The organism is Mycobacterium sp. H4Y (assembly GCF_000364405.1).
Lineage (GTDB): Bacteria > Actinomycetota > Actinomycetes > Mycobacteriales > Mycobacteriaceae > Mycobacterium > Mycobacterium intracellulare.
Map to the genome: position 1 here is coordinate 1,078,801 of NZ_AKIG01000002.1, position 17,869 is coordinate 1,096,669.

General features: G+C 66.4%; 14 protein-coding genes, 1 pseudogene and 1 riboswitch. Of the genes and pseudogenes, 10 read left to right on the plus strand and 5 right to left on the minus strand.

The annotated features are described in order from the left end of the window. The first annotated feature begins 80 nt into the window (after window positions 1-80). A riboswitch (TPP riboswitch) is annotated at window positions 81-191 on the plus strand. The 5 genes from thiC to W7U_RS18970 all read left to right on the plus strand — a co-directional run bounded on the left by thiC (window position 183) and on the right by W7U_RS18970 (window position 4,698). Continuing rightward, a complete protein-coding gene (gene thiC, locus W7U_RS18950) occupies window positions 183-1,823 on the plus strand; it encodes a phosphomethylpyrimidine synthase ThiC (protein ID WP_008261381.1) in 1,641 nt (546 codons plus the stop codon). (Overlaps the previous riboswitch by 9 nt.) Window positions 1,824-1,860: 37 nt before the next feature. Then, entirely contained in the window at window positions 1,861-2,688 is an 828-nt protein-coding gene (gene thiD / locus W7U_RS18955; protein ID WP_008261386.1) for a bifunctional hydroxymethylpyrimidine kinase/phosphomethylpyrimidine kinase, read from the plus strand. Further along, window positions 2,688-3,323, plus strand: a complete 636-nt coding sequence (locus W7U_RS18960) for an alpha/beta family hydrolase (protein WP_008261389.1) — start codon at window positions 2,688-2,690, stop codon at window positions 3,321-3,323. Before thiD ends, W7U_RS18960 begins: the two co-directional genes overlap by 1 nt. A gap of 46 nt (window positions 3,324-3,369) precedes the next feature. Then, window positions 3,370-3,804: a MarR family transcriptional regulator gene (locus tag W7U_RS18965; protein WP_008261391.1), complete on the plus strand. Its 435-nt coding sequence runs from the start codon at window positions 3,370-3,372 to the stop codon at window positions 3,802-3,804. A gap of 18 nt (window positions 3,805-3,822) precedes the next feature. After that, complete coding sequence (locus W7U_RS18970; protein ID WP_008261393.1) at window positions 3,823-4,698, plus strand: LLM class F420-dependent oxidoreductase; 876 nt, start codon at window positions 3,823-3,825, stop codon at window positions 4,696-4,698. A 16-nt stretch (window positions 4,699-4,714) separates the two neighbouring features. On the opposite strand, the gene W7U_RS18975 is transcribed toward W7U_RS18970, so the two are convergent. Continuing rightward, complete coding sequence (locus W7U_RS18975) at window positions 4,715-6,163, minus strand: peptidase (RefSeq protein WP_008261395.1); 1,449 nt, start codon at window positions 6,161-6,163, stop codon at window positions 4,715-4,717. A gap of 263 nt (window positions 6,164-6,426) precedes the next feature. Here W7U_RS18975 and W7U_RS18980 point away from each other — a divergent pair, with 263 nt between their 5' ends. The 5 genes and pseudogenes from W7U_RS18980 (at window position 6,427) to W7U_RS19000 (ending at window position 12,552) form a co-directional block, all read left to right on the plus strand. After that, complete coding sequence (locus W7U_RS18980; RefSeq protein WP_231504905.1) at window positions 6,427-7,869, plus strand: serine hydrolase domain-containing protein; 1,443 nt, start codon at window positions 6,427-6,429, stop codon at window positions 7,867-7,869. Window positions 7,870-7,898: 29 nt separating this feature from the next. After that, window positions 7,899-8,798 (plus strand): class I SAM-dependent methyltransferase, encoded by a 900-nt coding sequence (locus W7U_RS18985; protein ID WP_008261399.1) that lies wholly within the window; start codon window positions 7,899-7,901, stop codon window positions 8,796-8,798. A 62-nt stretch (window positions 8,799-8,860) separates the two neighbouring features. Continuing rightward, window positions 8,861-10,116 (plus strand): annotated as a pseudogene (locus tag W7U_RS18990) (HNH endonuclease signature motif containing protein). Window positions 10,117-10,382: 266 nt separating this feature from the next. Next, window positions 10,383-11,306, plus strand: coding sequence for a class I SAM-dependent methyltransferase (locus W7U_RS18995; RefSeq protein ID WP_008261404.1), 924 nt, complete (start codon window positions 10,383-10,385; stop codon window positions 11,304-11,306). Window positions 11,307-11,331: 25 nt separating this feature from the next. Beyond that, the gene (locus W7U_RS19000; protein WP_008261406.1) at window positions 11,332-12,552 is read left to right on the plus strand and encodes a peptidoglycan DD-metalloendopeptidase family protein; all 1,221 of its coding nucleotides are present in this window, start codon (window positions 11,332-11,334) and stop codon (window positions 12,550-12,552) included. Here W7U_RS19000 and W7U_RS19005 read toward each other — a convergent pair. The 4 genes from W7U_RS19005 to W7U_RS19020 form a co-directional block, all read right to left on the minus strand. Next, entirely contained in the window at window positions 12,536-13,570 is a 1,035-nt protein-coding gene (locus W7U_RS19005; RefSeq protein WP_231504906.1) for a hypothetical protein, read from the minus strand. The two genes, W7U_RS19000 and W7U_RS19005, sit on opposite strands and share 17 nt — an antisense overlap. 145 nt (window positions 13,571-13,715) lie before the next feature. Further along, a complete protein-coding gene (locus tag W7U_RS19010) occupies window positions 13,716-14,699 on the minus strand; it encodes an NAD-dependent epimerase/dehydratase family protein (protein WP_008261409.1) in 984 nt (327 codons plus the stop codon). A 212-nt stretch (window positions 14,700-14,911) separates the two neighbouring features. Then, window positions 14,912-16,384, minus strand: coding sequence for a M28 family peptidase (locus W7U_RS19015; protein ID WP_008261415.1), 1,473 nt, complete (start codon window positions 16,382-16,384; stop codon window positions 14,912-14,914). Next, window positions 16,381-17,865, minus strand: a complete 1,485-nt coding sequence (locus tag W7U_RS19020) for a M28 family metallopeptidase (RefSeq protein WP_008261417.1) — start codon at window positions 17,863-17,865, stop codon at window positions 16,381-16,383. Before W7U_RS19020 ends, W7U_RS19015 begins: the two co-directional genes overlap by 4 nt. Window positions 17,866-17,869 lie beyond the last annotated feature (4 nt).

Consider the following 17,869-nt stretch of genomic DNA (forward strand, 5'->3'; position numbering starts at 1 on the left):
CGTCCTCGGCTACCGCCCCGGAAGATGGGCCGTCGCCCTGCCATGTGTTCCGGGGTGGGGGTAACGTCGCGTGCGGACCCATCCATCAACGCGGGAGCGCATGCCGAGTGCGCTGAGAGGACGGCTCGGGGCCGTCGACCGTACGAACCTGACCGGGTAATGCCGGCGTAGGGAGATGAAAAATGACCGAGACCCTATCGGGAACCGCTGCACCCTCCGTGACCACCGGCCCGATTGCGGGCAGCCACAAGATCTATCGCGATGTCGCCGGCGGGCGGGTTCCGTTCCGCCGGGTGGACCTGTCCAATGGCGATCACTTCGATCTCTATGACACTTCGGGCCCCTACACCGATCCGGACGCGACGATCGACCTGGCGGCCGGGCTGCCGGCGCGGCCGGGTGTGGTTCGCGACCGCGGCACTCAGTTGCAGCGCGCCCGCGCGGGCGAGATCACCGCGGAGATGGCGTTCATCGCCGCGCGCGAGGGCATGCCCGCCGAGCTGGTGCGCGACGAGGTCGCCCGGGGGCGCGCGGTGATCCCGGCCAATCACAACCACCCCGAGATCGAGCCGATGATCATCGGCAAGGCGTTTGCGACCAAGGTCAACGCGAACATCGGCAACTCGGCGGTGACGTCCTCGATCGCCGAGGAGGTCGACAAGATGGTGTGGGCCACCCGGTGGGGCGCGGACACCATCATGGACTTGTCCACCGGCAAGAACATCCACGAAACCCGCGAGTGGATCATGCGCAACTCGCCGGTGCCGGTGGGGACCGTGCCGATCTACCAGGCGCTGGAAAAGGTCAAGGGGGATCCGACCGAGCTGACGTGGGAGATCTACCGCGACACCGTGATCGAGCAGTGCGAGCAGGGCGTGGACTACATGACGGTGCACGCCGGTGTGCTGCTGCGCTACGTGCCGCTGACCGCCAAGCGCGTCACCGGCATCGTGTCGCGCGGTGGCTCGATCATGGCCGCCTGGTGCCTGGCGCATCACCGGGAGTCGTTCCTGTACACCAACTTCGAGGAATTGTGCGAGATCTTCGCCCGCTACGACGTCACCTTCTCCCTCGGTGACGGGCTGCGGCCGGGCTCGATCGCCGACGCCAACGACGCCGCGCAGTTCGCCGAGCTGCGCACCCTCGGTGAGCTGACCAAGATCGCGAAATCCCATGGCGTGCAGGTGATGATCGAGGGCCCGGGCCACGTCCCGATGCACAAGATCGTCGAGAACGTGCGGCTGGAAGAGGAGTGGTGCGAGGAGGCCCCGTTCTACACGCTGGGCCCGCTGGCCACCGATATCGCCCCGGCGTATGACCACATCACCTCGGCGATCGGCGCGGCGATCATCGCCCAGGCCGGCACCGCGATGCTGTGCTATGTGACGCCCAAGGAGCACCTGGGGCTGCCGGACCGCAAGGACGTCAAGGATGGGGTGATTGCCTACAAGATCGCCGCCCACGCCGGCGACCTGGCCAAGGGGCATCCGCACGCCCAGGAGCGCGACAACGCATTGAGCCAGGCGCGCTTCGAGTTTCGCTGGAACGACCAGTTCGCCCTGTCGCTGGATCCCGACACCGCGCGGGAGTACCACGACGAGACGCTGCCCGCCGAACCCGCCAAGACCGCGCACTTCTGCTCGATGTGCGGGCCGAAGTTCTGCTCGATGCGCATCACCGCAGATGTGCGGGCGTACGCGGCGGAACACGGCCTGGACAGCGAGGAAGCGATCGAGGCGGTCATGTCCGAGGGCATGGCGGAGAAGTCTCGCGAGTTCGCCGAGCACGGCAACCGGGTGTATCTGCCGCTGGCACAGCAGTGACCGCAAGGGCGGCCGCGGCGCGCCACCATCTGGCGCAGTGACGTTCCTTCCGGTTCCGCCGCCGGGCACGACGCCCCTGCGGGTGTTGTCGATCGCCGGGTCGGACTCCGGGGGCGGCGCGGGCATCCAAGCCGATATGCGCACCATGGCGCTGTTGGGTGTGCATGCTTGCGTCGCCGTGACCGCGGTGACCGTGCAGAACACCGTGGGAGTCAAGAGCTTTCACGAGATTCCCGACGACGTCGTCGCCGGCCAGATCGAGGCCGTGGTCGGCGACATCGGCATCCAGGCCGCCAAGACCGGGATGCTCGCGTCGCCACGCATCATCGACACCGTCGCCACCACGTGGCGCCGGCTCGGACTGACCGTCCCGCTCGTCGTCGACCCGGTGGCGGCCTCCATGCACGGCGACGCGCTCATGGCGCCGGCGGCCCTGGATTCGCTTCGGAATCAATTGTTTCCGTTGGCCACGCTGGTGACGCCGAACCTTGACGAAGTAAGGCTACTGGTGGACATCGACGTCGTGGACCCGGCGTCGCAGCGGGCGGCGGCCAAGGCCCTGCATGCGCTCGGCCCGCAGTGGGTGTTGGTCAAGGGCGGCCACCTGCGCTCGTCGGACCACAGCTGTGACCTGCTCTATGACGGCACCTCCTACCACGAGTTCGACGCGGAGCGGATCGCGACCGGCAACGACCACGGCGGCGGGGACACCCTCGCCAGCGCGGCGGCTTGCGCACTCGCGCACGGCCTCACCGTGCCGGAAGCGGTCGGTTTCGGGAAGCGGTGGGTCACTGAATCTCTGCGTGCCTCCTATCCCCTGGGCCACGGCCACGGCCCCGTCTCGCCGCTGTTTAGGCTGTCATGATGGCTCGCCCCCTCGATCAGATCGCGGGCATCGTGCACGAACCGGACGATGCAAGTCGCCCAGAAGGGGTCGTGGTTCTGACCCACGGCGCCGGTGGCAATCGGGATTCTCCACTGCTGCAACAGGTTTGCGACGAATGGGCCCAACGGGGCTGGCTGGCGGTGCGCTATAACCTGCCCTACCGCCGCCGGCGCCCCACCGGGCCGCCATCCGGGTCGGCCGCCACCGATCGCGCCGGCATCGTCGAGGCGATCACGGTGTGCCGCGACCTCGCCCCCGGGCCGCTGATCGCCGGCGGGCATTCCTACGGCGGCCGGCAGACATCCATGGTGGTTGCCGCCGGCGAGGCCCCGGTGGACGTGCTGACGCTGTTCTCCTACCCGCTGCACCCGCCGGGCAAGCCGGAGCGCCTGCGCACCGAGCATCTGCCCGACATCACGGTGCCGACGGTGTTCACCCACGGAACCTCGGATCCCTTCGGCACGCCCGACGAGCTGCGCACCGCGGCCGCGCTGATCGGCGGAACGACCGCCGTCGTCGAGATCGCCAGCGCCCGACACGATCTGCGGTCCAAGACGCTGAACGTCCCGGCCCTGGCCGTGGATGCCGCGCTACAGCTGCTCGGACGGGAATAGACAGTCCGAACTGGACAGTTTTGGCTGTCTAATTTAGAGTGGTGCCGTGGATGGCATCAGCGACTCCGCGGCAGCGGCGGCACGCGATATCCGGGTGGTGTTCAGCAGGCTGCGGCGCCGGTTGAAGGACATCGCGGTCGACGGTTTGACACCGTCGCAGACGGCGGTGCTCACGCGGCTTTGGAAGGAGGGGCCGTCGTCGGCCAGCGCATTGGCCGGCGCGGAACAGGTGCGTCCCCAGTCGATGGCCACCATCCTGGCCGGATTGGGGCAGCGGGGGCTCATCGAACGCTCCCCGGACCCGAATGATGGTCGGCGACAGGTGGTCTCGCTGACCCCGGCGGGGAGAAAGCGCGCCGAGAGCGACCGTCGGGCCCGGGAGGAATGGCTGGCCCGGACCATCCAGGAGCGCTACACCGAGGCGGAGCGGCGCGTCATCGTCGACGCGCTGTCGCTACTCGAGCGCTTGACCGAACACTGAGAAAGGGGCGTCATCGCAATGGAATTGGGATTGCATTTCATCGACTTTCTACCCGGAGACCCGGCGCGACTGGGCCCGACGCTGGCCGACGCGGCCAAGGCCGCCGAGCAGGGCGGCGCCACGTTGTTCACCCTGGCCGATCACTTCTTCCAGATGGAAGAGCTTGGCCCAGCGCAGGACCCGTTCCTCGAGGGCTACACGTCGCTGGGGTTCTTGGCCGCCCAGACCGCCACGATCGACCTGACCCTGCTGGTCACCGGGGTCACCTACCGCCACCCGGGCGTGTTGGCCAAAACGGTCACCACCCTGGACGTGTTGTCGCAGGGCCGATCGATGCTGGGGCTGGGTGCGGCCTGGTACGAGCGCGAGCACACCGCGCTGGGCATTCCGTATCCGCCGCTGAGCGCGCGCTTCGAAATGCTCGAGGAGACGTTGCAGATCTGCCGGCAGATGTGGAGTGACGACGACGGCCCGTATGAAGGCGCGCACTATCGGCTGGCCGAGACGATCTGTGTGCCGCAACCGATTCGGCGTCCCCCGATCCTGATCGGCGGGGATGGCGAGAAGAAGACGCTGCGCCTGGTCGCGCAGTATGCCAACATCTGGAACAGCATGTCGAATGACGTCGAGGAGCTCGAGCACAAAATCGACGTGTTGCACCGGCACTGCGACGCGGTGGGCAGGAACCCCGCCGACATTCGTAAGACGTCCGGCGGTCTCGCGACGACGGACCCGTTCGAGAACATCGACGAGTACCTGAAGACCGTGGAACGCTACGCCAGGCTCGGTGTGGACATGATCAATGTCGGCCCGCTGCCGGGCAACCCGGACCCGGTCGGGTTCGTCCGCCGCCTGGGTGACGAGGTGATTCCCCGGCTGGCCGAAATAGGCTGATCCGCGGGGTCTTTCGTTATCCCGGATAACGAGAATAACACGCGTCCGCGTTGCCGGTCACGCCGCCACGGAACGCGGCGATGCGGGTGAAGCCGGCGGGGACGCTGGTGCCGTCCGCGTCGCTGGCCACCAGGTGATTGGTGAGCAGCCCGGCGACCGCTTCGTCGAGATCGCCGGCGGTGAGCTGCAATTGGTTGTGCGAGGGCAGCTCGATGGGTTCGGCCATCTTGCGGTGCACCACGCCGGTCAGGCATGCGGTGCGCAGCGCGGTCCACGGGCTCTGCATCGGCAGGCCGCGTTCATGCTGCACCGCCAGTGCGTATCTCGACATCACGAGGGACAGGGCCGTGTCGTCGCCTTGCGGCAGGGACTGTTCGCTCTCGTCGGCGACCCTGCCCATGACGGCAAGCTTGGGCAGGTCGACCGCGATGGTGTTGGTGCCCGGACAGTAGGACGCCGGTGGGGTGGGTTTGGCGTCCGGGCAATTGGCGGGCTGGTAGGACAGCACCGGCGGATTGGCCGGGGCGAAGATCTTGCCCAGCAGTTCCATCAGGGTCGACAGGGTGTCCTGGTTGATCGGGACCTCGCCGGTCTCCGGCGTTCCGGTGCTGAAGTCGACCCGCAGGGCGTTCGGCAGATCGCCGCGGCGCTGCTCGATCTCCCTGCGGTCGATCGCCGCGCACGCCGAGGCGCCGGTGAGGAAACCCATTTGGAAGGCGCTGATCCGGTCCAGGGCCGAGCCGTGTGCGTCGTCGTTTTCGGCCTCGCTGTCCATCACCGGGTCACGCGTGGTGATGATTCCGGCCAGCACGTGGTCGAGGCCGTCGGCGGTGCTCAGCGTGAAGCGCGGCGATTTGCCGTCGGCGACCCAGAACAGATAGACGCCGGCGAAGCAGTCGGCCTGCTGTTCGTGGACGATGGTCGGGTCCCGTCTGGTCACCAGCTTCGCCATCTGCTGCAACGCGTGCCCGAATTCGTGGGCGAGCACGCCGGTAACGGACATGTCGCCGAAGTACTTTTGCGCGACGGGCATGAACACGCCGCGGTCCCAGGCGATCAGGTTGCAGCGCGACGTGTAGAAGGCGTTGACGAGCTTGTAGGTGTCGTTGTGGCACACGATCGGGCTGCTCGGGTCGTTGGAGTCGTAGGACACCATCTTGCTGACGGGAGCGAAGGTGCCCTTGAGCGATCGGCTGTACGCCGACTGCCAGTAGTCCTCGATGTCGTTGACCGAGAGCAACGCCAACCTGTCGATGGGGCCGTTGTCGGTGTTGAGCACCTTGCCGGTGGGGCTAGGCGCGTTCGAGCGGATCCCGCTGGGCCCGTTGGTCGCGGGCAGCCCGCCCACCAGGAAGGGGTCGTTGAGCATCGACAGCGCGCGCCCGTCGACGAATGTCGTGCAGCCGGCCACCACCAGCACCGCCGCCGCCCAGACCAGTGCCGACCTGAGCGCATGGCTATTCATGACCAACCTCATCCCGACCGGCGACACGGCAGCACCAAGGGGACTCATTCTAGAGGTGCCGACCGTCCGCGGCGGGCGAAATCGAGAGACCCAGCAAACCCCGGCCGGACGCGGCCGCGCTAGAAAGGCGGCGGCTCGCCGTCGCCTTGGCTGACGGCTCGGCGTGTGAAGGCCTCGCGATGGTTACGTAAGCCCGGCTATATTGACGGTCATGTGGACGGTGCCACTGAAGGCCAAAGACACCACAAAGCCATTCGGATCGACTGCCACGCGAAATCGCCGCTGCAGTGGTTGAAACCGCTCAGCGCGCGGATCTTGGCGTGGCGTTCGACGAACTCGATGCCAAGATCAACGCCGGCATGGACGCCTACGCGATTCCGGGCGTCGCGGTTGCTATCTGGGTCGACGGCCAAGAATTCGTCAAGGGCTACGGGGTTACCAATGTCGACCATCCGTTGCCTGTCGACGGTGACACGGTCTTCCGAATCGGTTCCACCACAAAGACTTTCACAGGAACCGCGATGATGCGCCTGGTCGAGCAGGGCAAGGTAGACCTGGATTCACCCGTGCGCAGCTACATCCACGACTTCGCGGTGGCCGACGAGTCGGTCGGCGCCACGGTGACCGTCCGTCAGCTTCTCAATCACACCGCGGGCTGGGATGGCCGCAACGGCCAGGACTTTGGGCGTGGCGATGACGCGGTGGCGCGCTACGTCGACGCGATGACACACTTACCGCAGCTGACGGCTCCGGGAACCGCGTTCGCGTACAACAATTCGGGTCTCGTGGTGGCGGGGCGCATCATCGAGCTTGTCACGGGAACAACCTACGAGTCCGCCGTGCAGAAGCTGGTACTTGATCCGCTGCAGCTTGCCCACACCCACTACTTCTCCGACCAGATCATCGGTCTGAATGTGGCGGCGCCGCACGCCGTGGTCGGCGGAAGACCCATTGTCGAAAGCGAGTTTTGGGCGTTTCCACGCAGCTGTAATCCCACCGGTGGGTTGATGTCCACGGCGCGAGATCAGCTGCGCTACGCGCGGTTCCACCTCGGCGACGGCAGCGCGCCGACCGGCGAGCAGATTCTGAGCCGACGGTCGCTGGAGGCGATGCGCTCGAACCCGGGCGCGGGCGGCACGCTTTGGGTCGAGCTGACCGGGATGGGGGTGACCTGGATGCTGCGGCCGTCCGCGGAGAATGTGACCATCGTCGAGCACGGCGGTACCTGGAAGGGGCAACGTTCCGGTTTTTTCATGGTGCCCGATCGCGACTTCGCCATGACCGTACTCACCAACTCTGACGGCGGATTTCATCTGATCAACGACCTTTTCGCCCGCGACTGGGCGTTGCGAAGATTCGCCGGAATCAGCAACCTGCCCGCCGCACCGCAACGCCTCGGCCCCGCCGACCTGGCGCCCTACGAGGGCCGGTACGTCGCCGGGCAAGTCTCGCAAAATGGCAATTTCGAGCAAACGGTCATCGAATTCCGGGCGAGGGACGGCCAGCTCGCTGGAACCCTGACTGATGCCAACCCGGACGGCCCGGATGCCGCCGAATTGGGGCTCGCCTTTTACCGGCCCGATTACGGGATCGACATCGGACCCGACGGCAAACCCACCGGCAGTCGGTCCAACTTCGTCCGCGGGCCGGACGGCAACATCGCCTGGTTCTGCACCCTCCATGGGCGCCTGTTCCGACGCCAATAGCACAACGAGGACACGGCTAAGGTGGCCTGATGCCGCGCACCGACGACGACAGCTGGGATCTGGCGTCGAGCGTCGGCGTCACCGCGACGATTGTCGCGGCCGGGCGCGCGATGGCCACCAAGGATCCGCGCGGTTTGATCAACGATCCGTTCGCCGAACCTCTGGTCCGTGCGGTGGGATTGGATCTGTTCACCAAGATGATGGACGGCGAGCTCGACATGTCGGCGATCGCCGACGTCTCACCGGCCGTGGCCCGGGCGATGGTCGACGGAAACGCGGTCCGCACGAAGTACTTTGACGACTACGCCCTCAACGCCACCGGCCGCGGGATTCGACAGGTGGTGATCCTCGCGTCCGGGTTGGACACCCGGGCCTACCGTCTGCCGTGGCCGACCGGGACGGTGGTGTACGAGATCGACCAACCACAAGTGATGGAGTTCAAGGCGACGACCTTGGCCCGCCTCGGCGCCCGATCGTTGACGACGCTGCGCGCCGTGTCCGTCGACTTGCGCGCGGATTGGCCGACGGCGGTGCGCGCCGCCGGCCTTGACTCGGCGGCACCGACGGCGTGGCTGGCCGAGGGGTTACTGATGTATCTGAGGCCAGAAGACCAGGACCGGCTGTTCGACAACATCACGGCACTCAGCGCGTCAGGAAGCAGGGTAGCCACCGAATTCGTCACCAGCATCGTGGATTTCGACGCCGAGCGAGCGCGGACGATCTCCAACCCGTTCCGCGACCATGGCGTCGACATCGACCTGGCTTCCTTGGTCTACACCGGCCAGCGCAACCACGCCCTCGACTACCTCGGCGCCAAGGGCTGGCAGCTCGAAGGTGTGCCGCTGGCAGAACTGTTCCGGCGCAGCGGCCTCGATGCGCCCGCTCCAGACGACGACGACACCCTCTTCATCAGCGGCGCTCTGGCCTGACTTGGCTCACGTATCGGGATTGGCGGCCCGGTTTTGTCGGTGGTGGCTGTGATGATGTGGTCATGTCGTCGATCGCGTCCGCTGAGGCCGTGGTGGTCACTGCGAGTGACCGCCTTGAGGTGTTGTTCGAGGAGTTGGCGGAGTTGAGTGGTCAGCGCAATGCGATCGACGGGCGCATTGTGGAGATCGTGGCCGAGATCGACCGCGACCAATTGTGCGGTGTGACCGGGGCGCGCTCGGTGCCGGCGTTGGTGGCCTGGAAGCTGGGGTGTTCGTCGGCAAACGCGCACACGCTGGCCGCGATTGCTGGCCGGCTGACGGAGTTTCCCCGCTGCGCCGCCGGCCTGCGAGAGGGTCGCCTGTCGGCCGATCAGGTTGGGGTGATCGCCGCACACGCAGGCGAGGGATCTGATGAGCATTACGCGCAGCTGGCCGCGGTCGCCACGGTGAACCAGTTGCGTACCGCGGTCAAGCTGGAACCGCGACCGCAACCCGAACCTCGCCCCGATCCTGGGCCCGAGCGTTCGATCACCACGACCACCGACGACGCGGGCAGCTGTTACCGGATCAAACTTCCGCACCACGACGCGGCGAAGTTCGACGCGGCGTTGGCGTCTCATCGTGATGCGCTGATCGCCGAGTGGAAGCGCGATCACGCAAACGGCGCGGGCGTTTCCGATCAGCGGCCCCCGTTGCCGACACCGTCGATGCGTTCATGCGCCTGGTCGAGGCGGGCTGGGACGCCGAGGCCACCCGCCGCCCGCATGGGCAGCACACCACCGTGGTGGCCCACCTCGACATCGAACGGCGCGTGGCGGCGCTGCATCTGGGTCCGCTGCTCTCGGATGCCGAGCGCCGCTTGTTGACCTGTGATGCCACCTGTGAGGTGTGGTTCGAACGCGACGGGCAGCCCATGGGGGCGGGCCGGACCACCCGGGTGATCAACCGGCGGCTGCGCCGCGCCCTGGAGTACCGCGACCGCGCGTGTGTGGTGCCCGGTTGTGGGGCCACCCGTGGTCTGCATGCCCATCACCTGTGGCATTGGGAAGACGGTGGCCCCACCGAGTTGGCCAACCTGGTGCTGGTCTGCCCCTATCACCACCGGGCACACCACCGCGGCGACATCACCCTCACCGGACCCGCCCACGACCTCACCGTCACCGACGACACCGGCCGACCACTGAGCCCGGGATCACTGGCACGCCCACCCAGCCTTCCCCCGCCCGCGGTGCCGCCGTGTCCCGGACCTACCGGGGAGCGCGCCGACTGGTGGTGGTATGACCCCTTCCAACCCCAACCACCACCGACAACCAACTGAACCGCCAAATACCCTGGTTCACCGGGGAATTCGTCGACAACACCCGCGAAGCCCAGCGCGTCGTCGACCTCGCACTGATGCTGACGTGCGCACCAATTCGAGCCAAGCCGGGATTGCGCGGCGATCGCATCGAGTGGTACAGCCATCCGGGATCGACTTAGATGGCCGACAATTCGGGCGAATAGCTTCACTTGACACCTCGTTTGTGTGCAATTCTTTGACCGTAGTTGTGCGCCTGTCAGCAGTGCGAAAAGGGAGGATTGGCGGTGCGGAGAGACGACGATAGCTGGGATCTGACCAGCCATGTCGGCGCAACCGCAACGCTGGTGGCCGCGGGCCGTGCCAGAGCCACCAATTCGGCCGAGCCGTTGATCGAGGACCCGTTCGCCGAACCGTTGGTCCGCGCGGTGGGTATCGAATTCCTCATCAGATGGGCCACCGGAGAGCTCCGCGCGTCCGACGTCGACGATCCCGAAGCGGCCTGGGGCCTACAGCGAATGACCACCGAGTTGGTGGCACGCACCCGCTACTTCGATCAGTTCCTTAAGGACGCCACAGCCACCGGAATCCGCCAGGCGGTGATCCTGGCGTCCGGCCTCGACGCGCGCGGCTACCGACTGTCGTGGCCGCCCGGGATGACGGTGTATGAGATCGATCAACCGGATGTGCTGCAATTCAAGGCCGAAACGTTGGCGCAGCTGGGTGCCGAGCCGACGGCGCGTCTGCGAATGGTGCCAGCCGACCTGCGCCACGACTGGCCGGCCGCGCTGCTGCGGAGCGGATTCGAGCCGGCGCGACCGACCGCCTGGATCGCCGAAGGACTGTTCGGCTATCTGCCCCCGGACGCCCAGGATCGCTTGCTGGACAACGTCACCGATCTCAGCGCACCGGGAAGCCAGATGGCCATGGAGACGTTCGTGGGGTCGTCGGATCTGGACTCCGAGCGGGTCGAAGAGATCATCCGCGGTGCGACTCGCACCTGGCGCGACCATGGATTCCATCTCGACATCTGGTCGCTGAACTATTCCGGGGCCCGCAGCGACGTTTCCGACTACCTCGACAACCACGGGTGGCGCTCGGTGGGGACCACGGCCGCGCAGCTGCTGGCCGATCACGGCCTGCCCGCGATGCCCGGCAATCACAGCCCGCCTTCCGACAAGCCCAGCTACTACATTTCGGTTCTCGCGTGATAGCCGCGACCTAGAGGACAGCACGATGCGGATTCTGGCGGTAACGCGCGCCCACAATGCCGGGGAAACCTTGGCCGATACCTTGGACTCGCTGGCCGCCTTCAGCGACGAGATCTACGCGATCGACGACCGCAGCACCGACGACACCGCCGCGATTCTCGCGAACCATCCCGCGGTCACCAATGTTGTTCGCGCCCGGGCGGATCTACCGTCCACGCCATGGTTGATCCCCGAGTCCACCGGCCTGGACCTGCTCTACCGGATGGCCGATTTCTGTCGCCCGGACTGGATGGTGATGGTCGACGCCGACTGGGTTTTCCAGATCGACGTCGACATCCGTGAAGTGCTTGCCCGGACACCGGAGGACGTGGCGGCGCTGATGTGTCCGATGGTTTCCCGCTGGGATGACCCCGACTACCCGGACATGGTGCCCGTGATGGGCACCGCCGAGGCGCTGCGCGGGCCGTTTTGGCGTTGGTACCCGGGCCTGTATGCGGGCTCCAAGTTGATGCACAATTCGCACTGGCCGGCCAACATCACCGACCACGGCCGGATAGGGCGGCTGGACGGAATCCGCTTGACGCACAACGGCTGGTCGACGCTGGAGGAACGGATCGCACGCGTCAGGCACTACATGCGGCTGGATCCCGATTTTCGGCACAACTTCGGTGTCGCCTATGACCGATCCCTGCTGTTCGGCTACGCACTCGACGAGGTCGACGTCCTCAAAGCGGACTACCGGCGGCGGGTGCGTGGCGACTTCGACCGGACCGAACCGGGGGCGCGCCTGCCGATCGAGGCGGAGCCACGCGCGATCGGGCGCGGATACGGACCCCGCGCGGACGGTTTCCATCCCGGGGTCGACTTCGCCGCTGACCCCGGCAGCCCGATCTACGCCGTCATATCCGGAACTGTTTGCCGCACAGGCGAAGTCGATCACCTTTGCTCGGTGATCATCTCGGACGGCGACTCCGAAATCCGCTACGTGTTTCGGCCAGGTGGCGCCACGCACATCGCGGTCGGTGATCGAATCAATGCGGGAACCCAAATCGGCAGCATCGGCGCGGAAGGTCAATCAGCGGACGGCTACCTGCATTTCGAGACGCGGGTTCGGGGCGCACACGTCAATCCGCTGCGCTTTCTGGGCAACATGGGCCTGCGGCCCTGGCCGCCGCCGGGGCGGCTGCGCGCGGTATCGGGCAACTACCCGCCCGCCACACCGTGCACAATCACCGCCGACGGGTAGCGGTGAGTTGGGCGGCCTCGACGCGTTCCAGCAGGCTGCGGCCGGCCCGGATCGTCGAGCGGACCTCCTGCAGCAGTTTGGCGGGATGCTGCAGGTCCATGTCGTGCAGTCCTTCGTAGCGGTCGATGCCGAAGCCCACCGTCTCGATGCCAATTCCGAACGGCAGGGTCAGAGTCCGCAGCGCGTCAAAGTTCTGATAGGGGACGAACGGCTGACCGGTCACCAGTAGGCAACTCGATCGCTGCATATCCAGGCTCCGCGCGGTAAAGGTGAAGGTATCCGCGGAGGTGGCGCGGCGGTTGTTGGGGTCCGGCGACGGCGCCTCGAGCAGTGTGATGGGCAGCCCGACGTCGTTGCTGTCTTCGCTGAAGCGCCAGACCATCTGGCCCCGATGCGGGTCGCCGACTCGCTGCCGCCCATGCCGTACCGCTTCGCGGGTATCCACCCCGAACGCGTCGGTCGCGGCGGCCGCCAACAACTCGAACTCGGTACGCGCGCCCGGCGCGCAGGACGCGGCCGCGTCGTGTTCGGACGGCAATAGCTGCCGAGAAGCGGCGGCCAGCACGATATGACCGACGCGATTCTCGGCGGCCAGATCCCGCGCCCACCGGGCCCGAAGCATGTTCGAGTAGCGTCCGGTGCCGATCACCAGCATGTAGTCGAACGTTGCGTCAGTGCGCCGTGATTCGTCGGTAAGGCCAAGCTGTCGCGCCAGCGTCGTGATCGTGTCGAGTTGCCGGTCCGGCAGGTCCAGGCGCGGGATCATCCACCGCGCCCCGCCGTCGGCGTCTTGGCACCGCACCTGCTGTCCGCCCCGACGCGCCCTCGCCCGGCCCCGGTAATCCCATACCTCACTGAACTCGTCCAGGGCGGCCAACCGGGCTGCCAGGTTGGCGTGCCGCGGGAAAACTCCGCCGAACATCGCAACCAGCTGCGCCAGCGCGTCATGCGCACTCCACGCGTCGACCTCCTGGCGCAGCGACGTCAAAAACTCACCATCAAACTCGCCGCCACGCATCGACACTTCAGCCGGACTGTTCACTTCAAGGTCCTTGCTCCGCGAACACGTAACACCGAGCCATTTGTGGGATGGAAGCTTTCACCAGCCTAACGGCGATGTGCTGGGCAAGATGCACTTTTTGAAAGATCGGTAATCGCCGGACTCATAGGGGCGACAAGACGCCGCTGACCCCGTCTTGTTGGTAGGAGTATTGTGGCTGATCCTTGGCCCATTGGATGTAGCGGTCGATGCCTTCCCAGATACCGACTTCGGGCTTGAATCCGAGGCTTTTCGCGAAGTCGATGTTGGCGGGGAAACGAGCGACTTCGCCGGCGCGTGCTTCGCGACGTTCGATTTTGGCGTCGAACTTTCCGGCGACATATTCGACGATGTCTTTCACCCGCGTGTTTATGCCGCTCGCGAAATTGATCGCCCGTCCACGAAGCGCGCTGTTTTCCAATACCAGGTTGTATGCGCGCACGATATCGCTGACGTACAGGTAGTCGCGCGTTGCCGAACCGTCGCCGAAGATCGTCAGGTTTTCGCCGTTGATGGCCTGCCGGACGAGTCGTGGAATCAGCGCACCGAAGCGCCCGGTTTTCTGGCGCACCCCGAAGATGTTGAATGGCCGAACGATCGTGACGTCAAGCCCATAGGAGCGGTAGTAGGAGTAGCACAACCGATCCGCCGCCGCCTTGGAGGCGCCGTAGGGGCTGTTCGGTTTGAGCTCAGCTGTCTCGTCGAGAAGCTCGCCGTCCCGCAGATTGTGTCCGTCGCCGTACACTTCGCAGGTTGACACGTAGATCAACCGGTTCTTGTAGCGCCTTACCGCCTCGAGCACGCGGTAGGTACCCATGACGTTGGTTTCGAGAAAGCTCTCTGGATCACCCAAAGACTGGTCCACGTTGATATTGGCGGCCAGATGAAAAACGACGTGGTGCTCCCGGACCGCGCGATGGACAGTTTCGCCGTCGGTCACCGAGCCCGAGATAAAGGCCGCTCGCGGGTGCGAACGAAAGTCATTGGTGTTTCGGTTCGCGCTCTTCGACGACGTATTCAGGACGGTGACCCAATGCCCGTCGGCCAGTAGCGACTCGCATAGATGGCTTCCCTGAAAGCCTGCGCCCCCCGTGACAAGTATTTCCATCTGGTTCGTCCCTCGCCTGCTACTGGTAGGGCGAGAGCTTAATCGATACGCGCGGGCCCGGTGGGCAATCCGGCTTGATAGTGGAAGCTCTTATGTTCTCAGGAAAGGAGTTCGATGATTCTGCTGCTGGGATCGCGGACGCCTGCTAAACTCCCGCGAGCGATATAGCGCTTGGCGCAGCGCATTATTTTGCAGTGTCCGACAAAACGCCCCTACGGCATTCGGGTGCGATGCCTCTTGTCGTGTGCCGGCACGCCGTTGACCCCGCCGATGGACTCGGCGTAGCTGCCGACCGCGAAACCGACGCCAGAACCCATGATCCCCAAGGCTTCCCGGTTGATGTTGTCGACGGTGTCGCGCGGGCTCTGGAAGTTCGGATCGAACGGCACGCCGGCCTGGCCGCCCCACAAGCGCGCCTGCACGGTGGTCTTCGTCTGGGAGGAACCGGTCGTCAGCCCGCCGATCGGCACGCCCGCGACCATGAAGGGGTGGTAGTCGGCCCGGGAATTCAGCGGCATGTCCGCGGGACGCTTGCCGGCCAGGTTCAGATAGCCGGCCAGCGTGCGCTCGATGCCCGCCGAGCCTTCGGGGACGTCCGCGGCGAAGACTCCGGGTCCGGGCGGGCCGGATTGATCGCCGTCGTCGGTGAAGAAGCCCGCGTTGGGCGAGCCCAGCATGGTGAAGTTCAGATAGAGCGCGATGTCGTTGAGCTGATCACGGTCCATGCCGAACACGTAATCCATGACCCCGTTCGGCCCCTCGGCTTCGGCGCCCCAGAACACGAACCGCACCGCGTTGTTCACCGGGGCCAGCGGTCCCAGCTGACGCGCCGTCTCGAGCACCGCGGCGACCCCGGAGCCGTCGTCGTTGATGCCGGGTCCGGCGCGTGAACCGTCGAGCTGCGCACCCACCACGACGACGTCGTGCGGAGAACCGGTCTTGGTCTGTGCCACGACATTTCGGGAGGTGATCTTGGTGTTGACGGCGTCGAGCACCAGGCGGATCGGTGCGGTCACACCGGTCAGCGCGGAGGCGCCGTACGGGTTGACGACGGCAACCGGCACGGTCAGCTGCTTGAAATAACCGGGACTGAACAACGTGGGCGGCGCCCCTCGCCCGGTGGGGGCGCTCAGCACGATCAGCCCGCTCGCCCCGTTGGCCAGCGCGGCGTTCTGCTTGTCGACGACCGAGCAGCGGGTGTCGTCGACGACGGCGATCGCGCCCTTGGGCATCGCGGCCGGGTAGTCGTGGGCGGCGCAACCCGATGGCTGTGCCGGCCGGATCGGTTGCCCCGTCAGGCCGCCCGGGGGCGTTTGGACCAGCAGCGACGCCTGGTCGACGGGATAGGTGCGGCCCGCGACGGTCAGCGACGGCTTACCCATCGACACGGTGTACAACCGGTCGAACTGCGGCGTCTGCACGTCAAACCCCTTGTCGCGCAGCGCTTTGGCGACGTAGTCCACGCTAGCGTTGAAGCCCGGCGTGCCGTCCGCGCGGTTGCCGCCGTTGGCGTTGGCGATGTCCTGCAGGGCGCGCAGATGGGTGAGGATGCCCTCGACGGTGATCTTTTTGGCGAGGCCGTGCCCGAGGTCGGGTGTCGCGGCGTGCGGGGCGGGCCGCGTCGACGAACACCCGGCCACGAGCGCCGCGATCAGCAACAGCGTTGCACCCCAGCGGGGATTCATGACTTGGCGAGGACGTGCCGGACGCGGTCTTCCATCGCCGGGACCCCGTTGTGTCCGCTGAGGTCCTGTGCGTAGAACCCGAGCGCGTAGGCCACCCCGCCGCCGTTGATTCCCAGCGCGGTGCGGTCGATGTGGTCGAGGGTGTCGCCTTTTTGGTGGTAGTTGGGGTCGAACGGTTGGTCGGCCGTCCCGCCCCACAGCTTGGCCTGGTCCGCGGACATCTTCCCCTCGGCGCCGGAGAACAGGCCGCCGGCGGGGATGCCCGCCAGGGTGAATCCGTCGTAGTCGGACCGGCCGTCGAAGGAGGTGTCCTGCGCGGTCTTGCCGGCCGACTTCAGGTAAGCGACCAGCGTGCGCTCGATGCCGGCCGAGCCTTCGGGGACCACCGGCTTGCCGCGGGCGTCCATGGGCAGCGATTGGTCCCCGTCGTAGGTGAAATAGCCGGGGTTCGGCGATGCCAGCATGTCGAAGTTGAGGTAGAGCGCAATGTTTTTGAGCGCGGCCAGGTCCAGCGACTCGACGTAGTTCCGCGACCCGATGAGCCCGAGTTCCTCCGCACCCCAGAAGCCGAATCGCAGCTTGTTGTGCACCGGCGGCGAACTGCCCAGCCGCACAGCGGTTTCGAGCACCGCCGCCACTCCCGATCCGTTGTCGTTGATCCCGGGCCCCTCGGGCACGCTGTCCAGGTGCGCCCCCGCCATCACCACGTTGGCGTCCGAACCGGTCTTGGTCTGTGCGATCACGTTGCGGGCCTTGAAGCTTTGCGCGCTGGCATCGAGCTTGATCGTGGTGGGCCCCGGCTGGCCGCGCAGCTGCACCCCGGTGGATTTCGTCACGCTGAGCACCGGGATCTTCACCTCGGTGGTCGGCCCGAGCGTGCCGCCCATCTGTTCTTCGTCGACGTTGTCGGCGATGATCATCGCCACGGCTCCGCGCTGCGCCGCGGCGTCTTCCTTCTGAGCGAACGGGCAGGTGCCGCGATCGACGAGCACCACCGCGCCCCGCACCGGGAGATCGCCGTAGTCGGCGGCCGCGCAGCCCAAGCTGTTCGCCGGCGCGGCAACCAGCGGCCCGCTCACCCCGCCCGGTGGGGTTCCCAGGCTGAAGTCCAGCGCGCGCGCCTCCACCGGCCTGCCGTCGACGGTCAGCTCCGGCTTCTCGGCATGGAACACTCGCGCCGAGAACTCGGGCGTCTGCACATCAAAACCGCTGTCGCGCAAGGTATTAACCACATAGTCGACACTGGCTTCGTAGCCGGGGGTCCCCACCGCCCTGGTGCCGTTGTTGGCGTTGGCGATGTCTTGCAGCTTGGACAGGTGGGCCATCATGGCGTCGATCGTCACCTTGCCCTTCAGCGCGGACGCGAACTCGGCCGCACCCGTCGTTTGCTCCGAGCCGGACCGGTGGGAGCAACCGGTCGAGAATGCGGTCAGGGCGATCACGGCGAGCGCCGCCGGCAACGTCGCGAGTTTGTTCACCATCGCG

Bases quoted from the DNA above. Each gene is read 5' to 3' on its own strand.
- W7U_RS19010 (WP_008261409.1), bottom strand. From the start codon at position 14,699: ATGGAAATACTTGTCACGGGGGGCGCAGGCTTTCAGGGAAGCCATCTA.
- W7U_RS19000 (WP_008261406.1), top strand. From the start codon at position 11,332: ATGCGGATTCTGGCGGTAACGCGCGCCCACAATGCCGGGGAAACCTTG.
- W7U_RS18960 (WP_008261389.1), top strand. From the start codon at position 2,688: ATGGCTCGCCCCCTCGATCAGATCGCGGGCATCGTGCACGAACCGGAC.
- thiC (WP_008261381.1), top strand. From the start codon at position 183: ATGACCGAGACCCTATCGGGAACCGCTGCACCCTCCGTGACCACCGGC.
- W7U_RS19020 (WP_008261417.1), bottom strand. From the start codon at position 17,865: ATGGTGAACAAACTCGCGACGTTGCCGGCGGCGCTCGCCGTGATCGCC.
- W7U_RS19005 (WP_231504906.1), bottom strand. From the start codon at position 13,570: ATGCGTGGCGGCGAGTTTGATGGTGAGTTTTTGACGTCGCTGCGCCAG.
- W7U_RS19015 (WP_008261415.1), bottom strand. From the start codon at position 16,384: ATGAATCCCCGCTGGGGTGCAACGCTGTTGCTGATCGCGGCGCTCGTG.
- W7U_RS18975 (WP_008261395.1), bottom strand. From the start codon at position 6,163: ATGAATAGCCATGCGCTCAGGTCGGCACTGGTCTGGGCGGCGGCGGTG.
- W7U_RS18985 (WP_008261399.1), top strand. From the start codon at position 7,899: ATGCCGCGCACCGACGACGACAGCTGGGATCTGGCGTCGAGCGTCGGC.
- W7U_RS18970 (WP_008261393.1), top strand. From the start codon at position 3,823: ATGGAATTGGGATTGCATTTCATCGACTTTCTACCCGGAGACCCGGCG.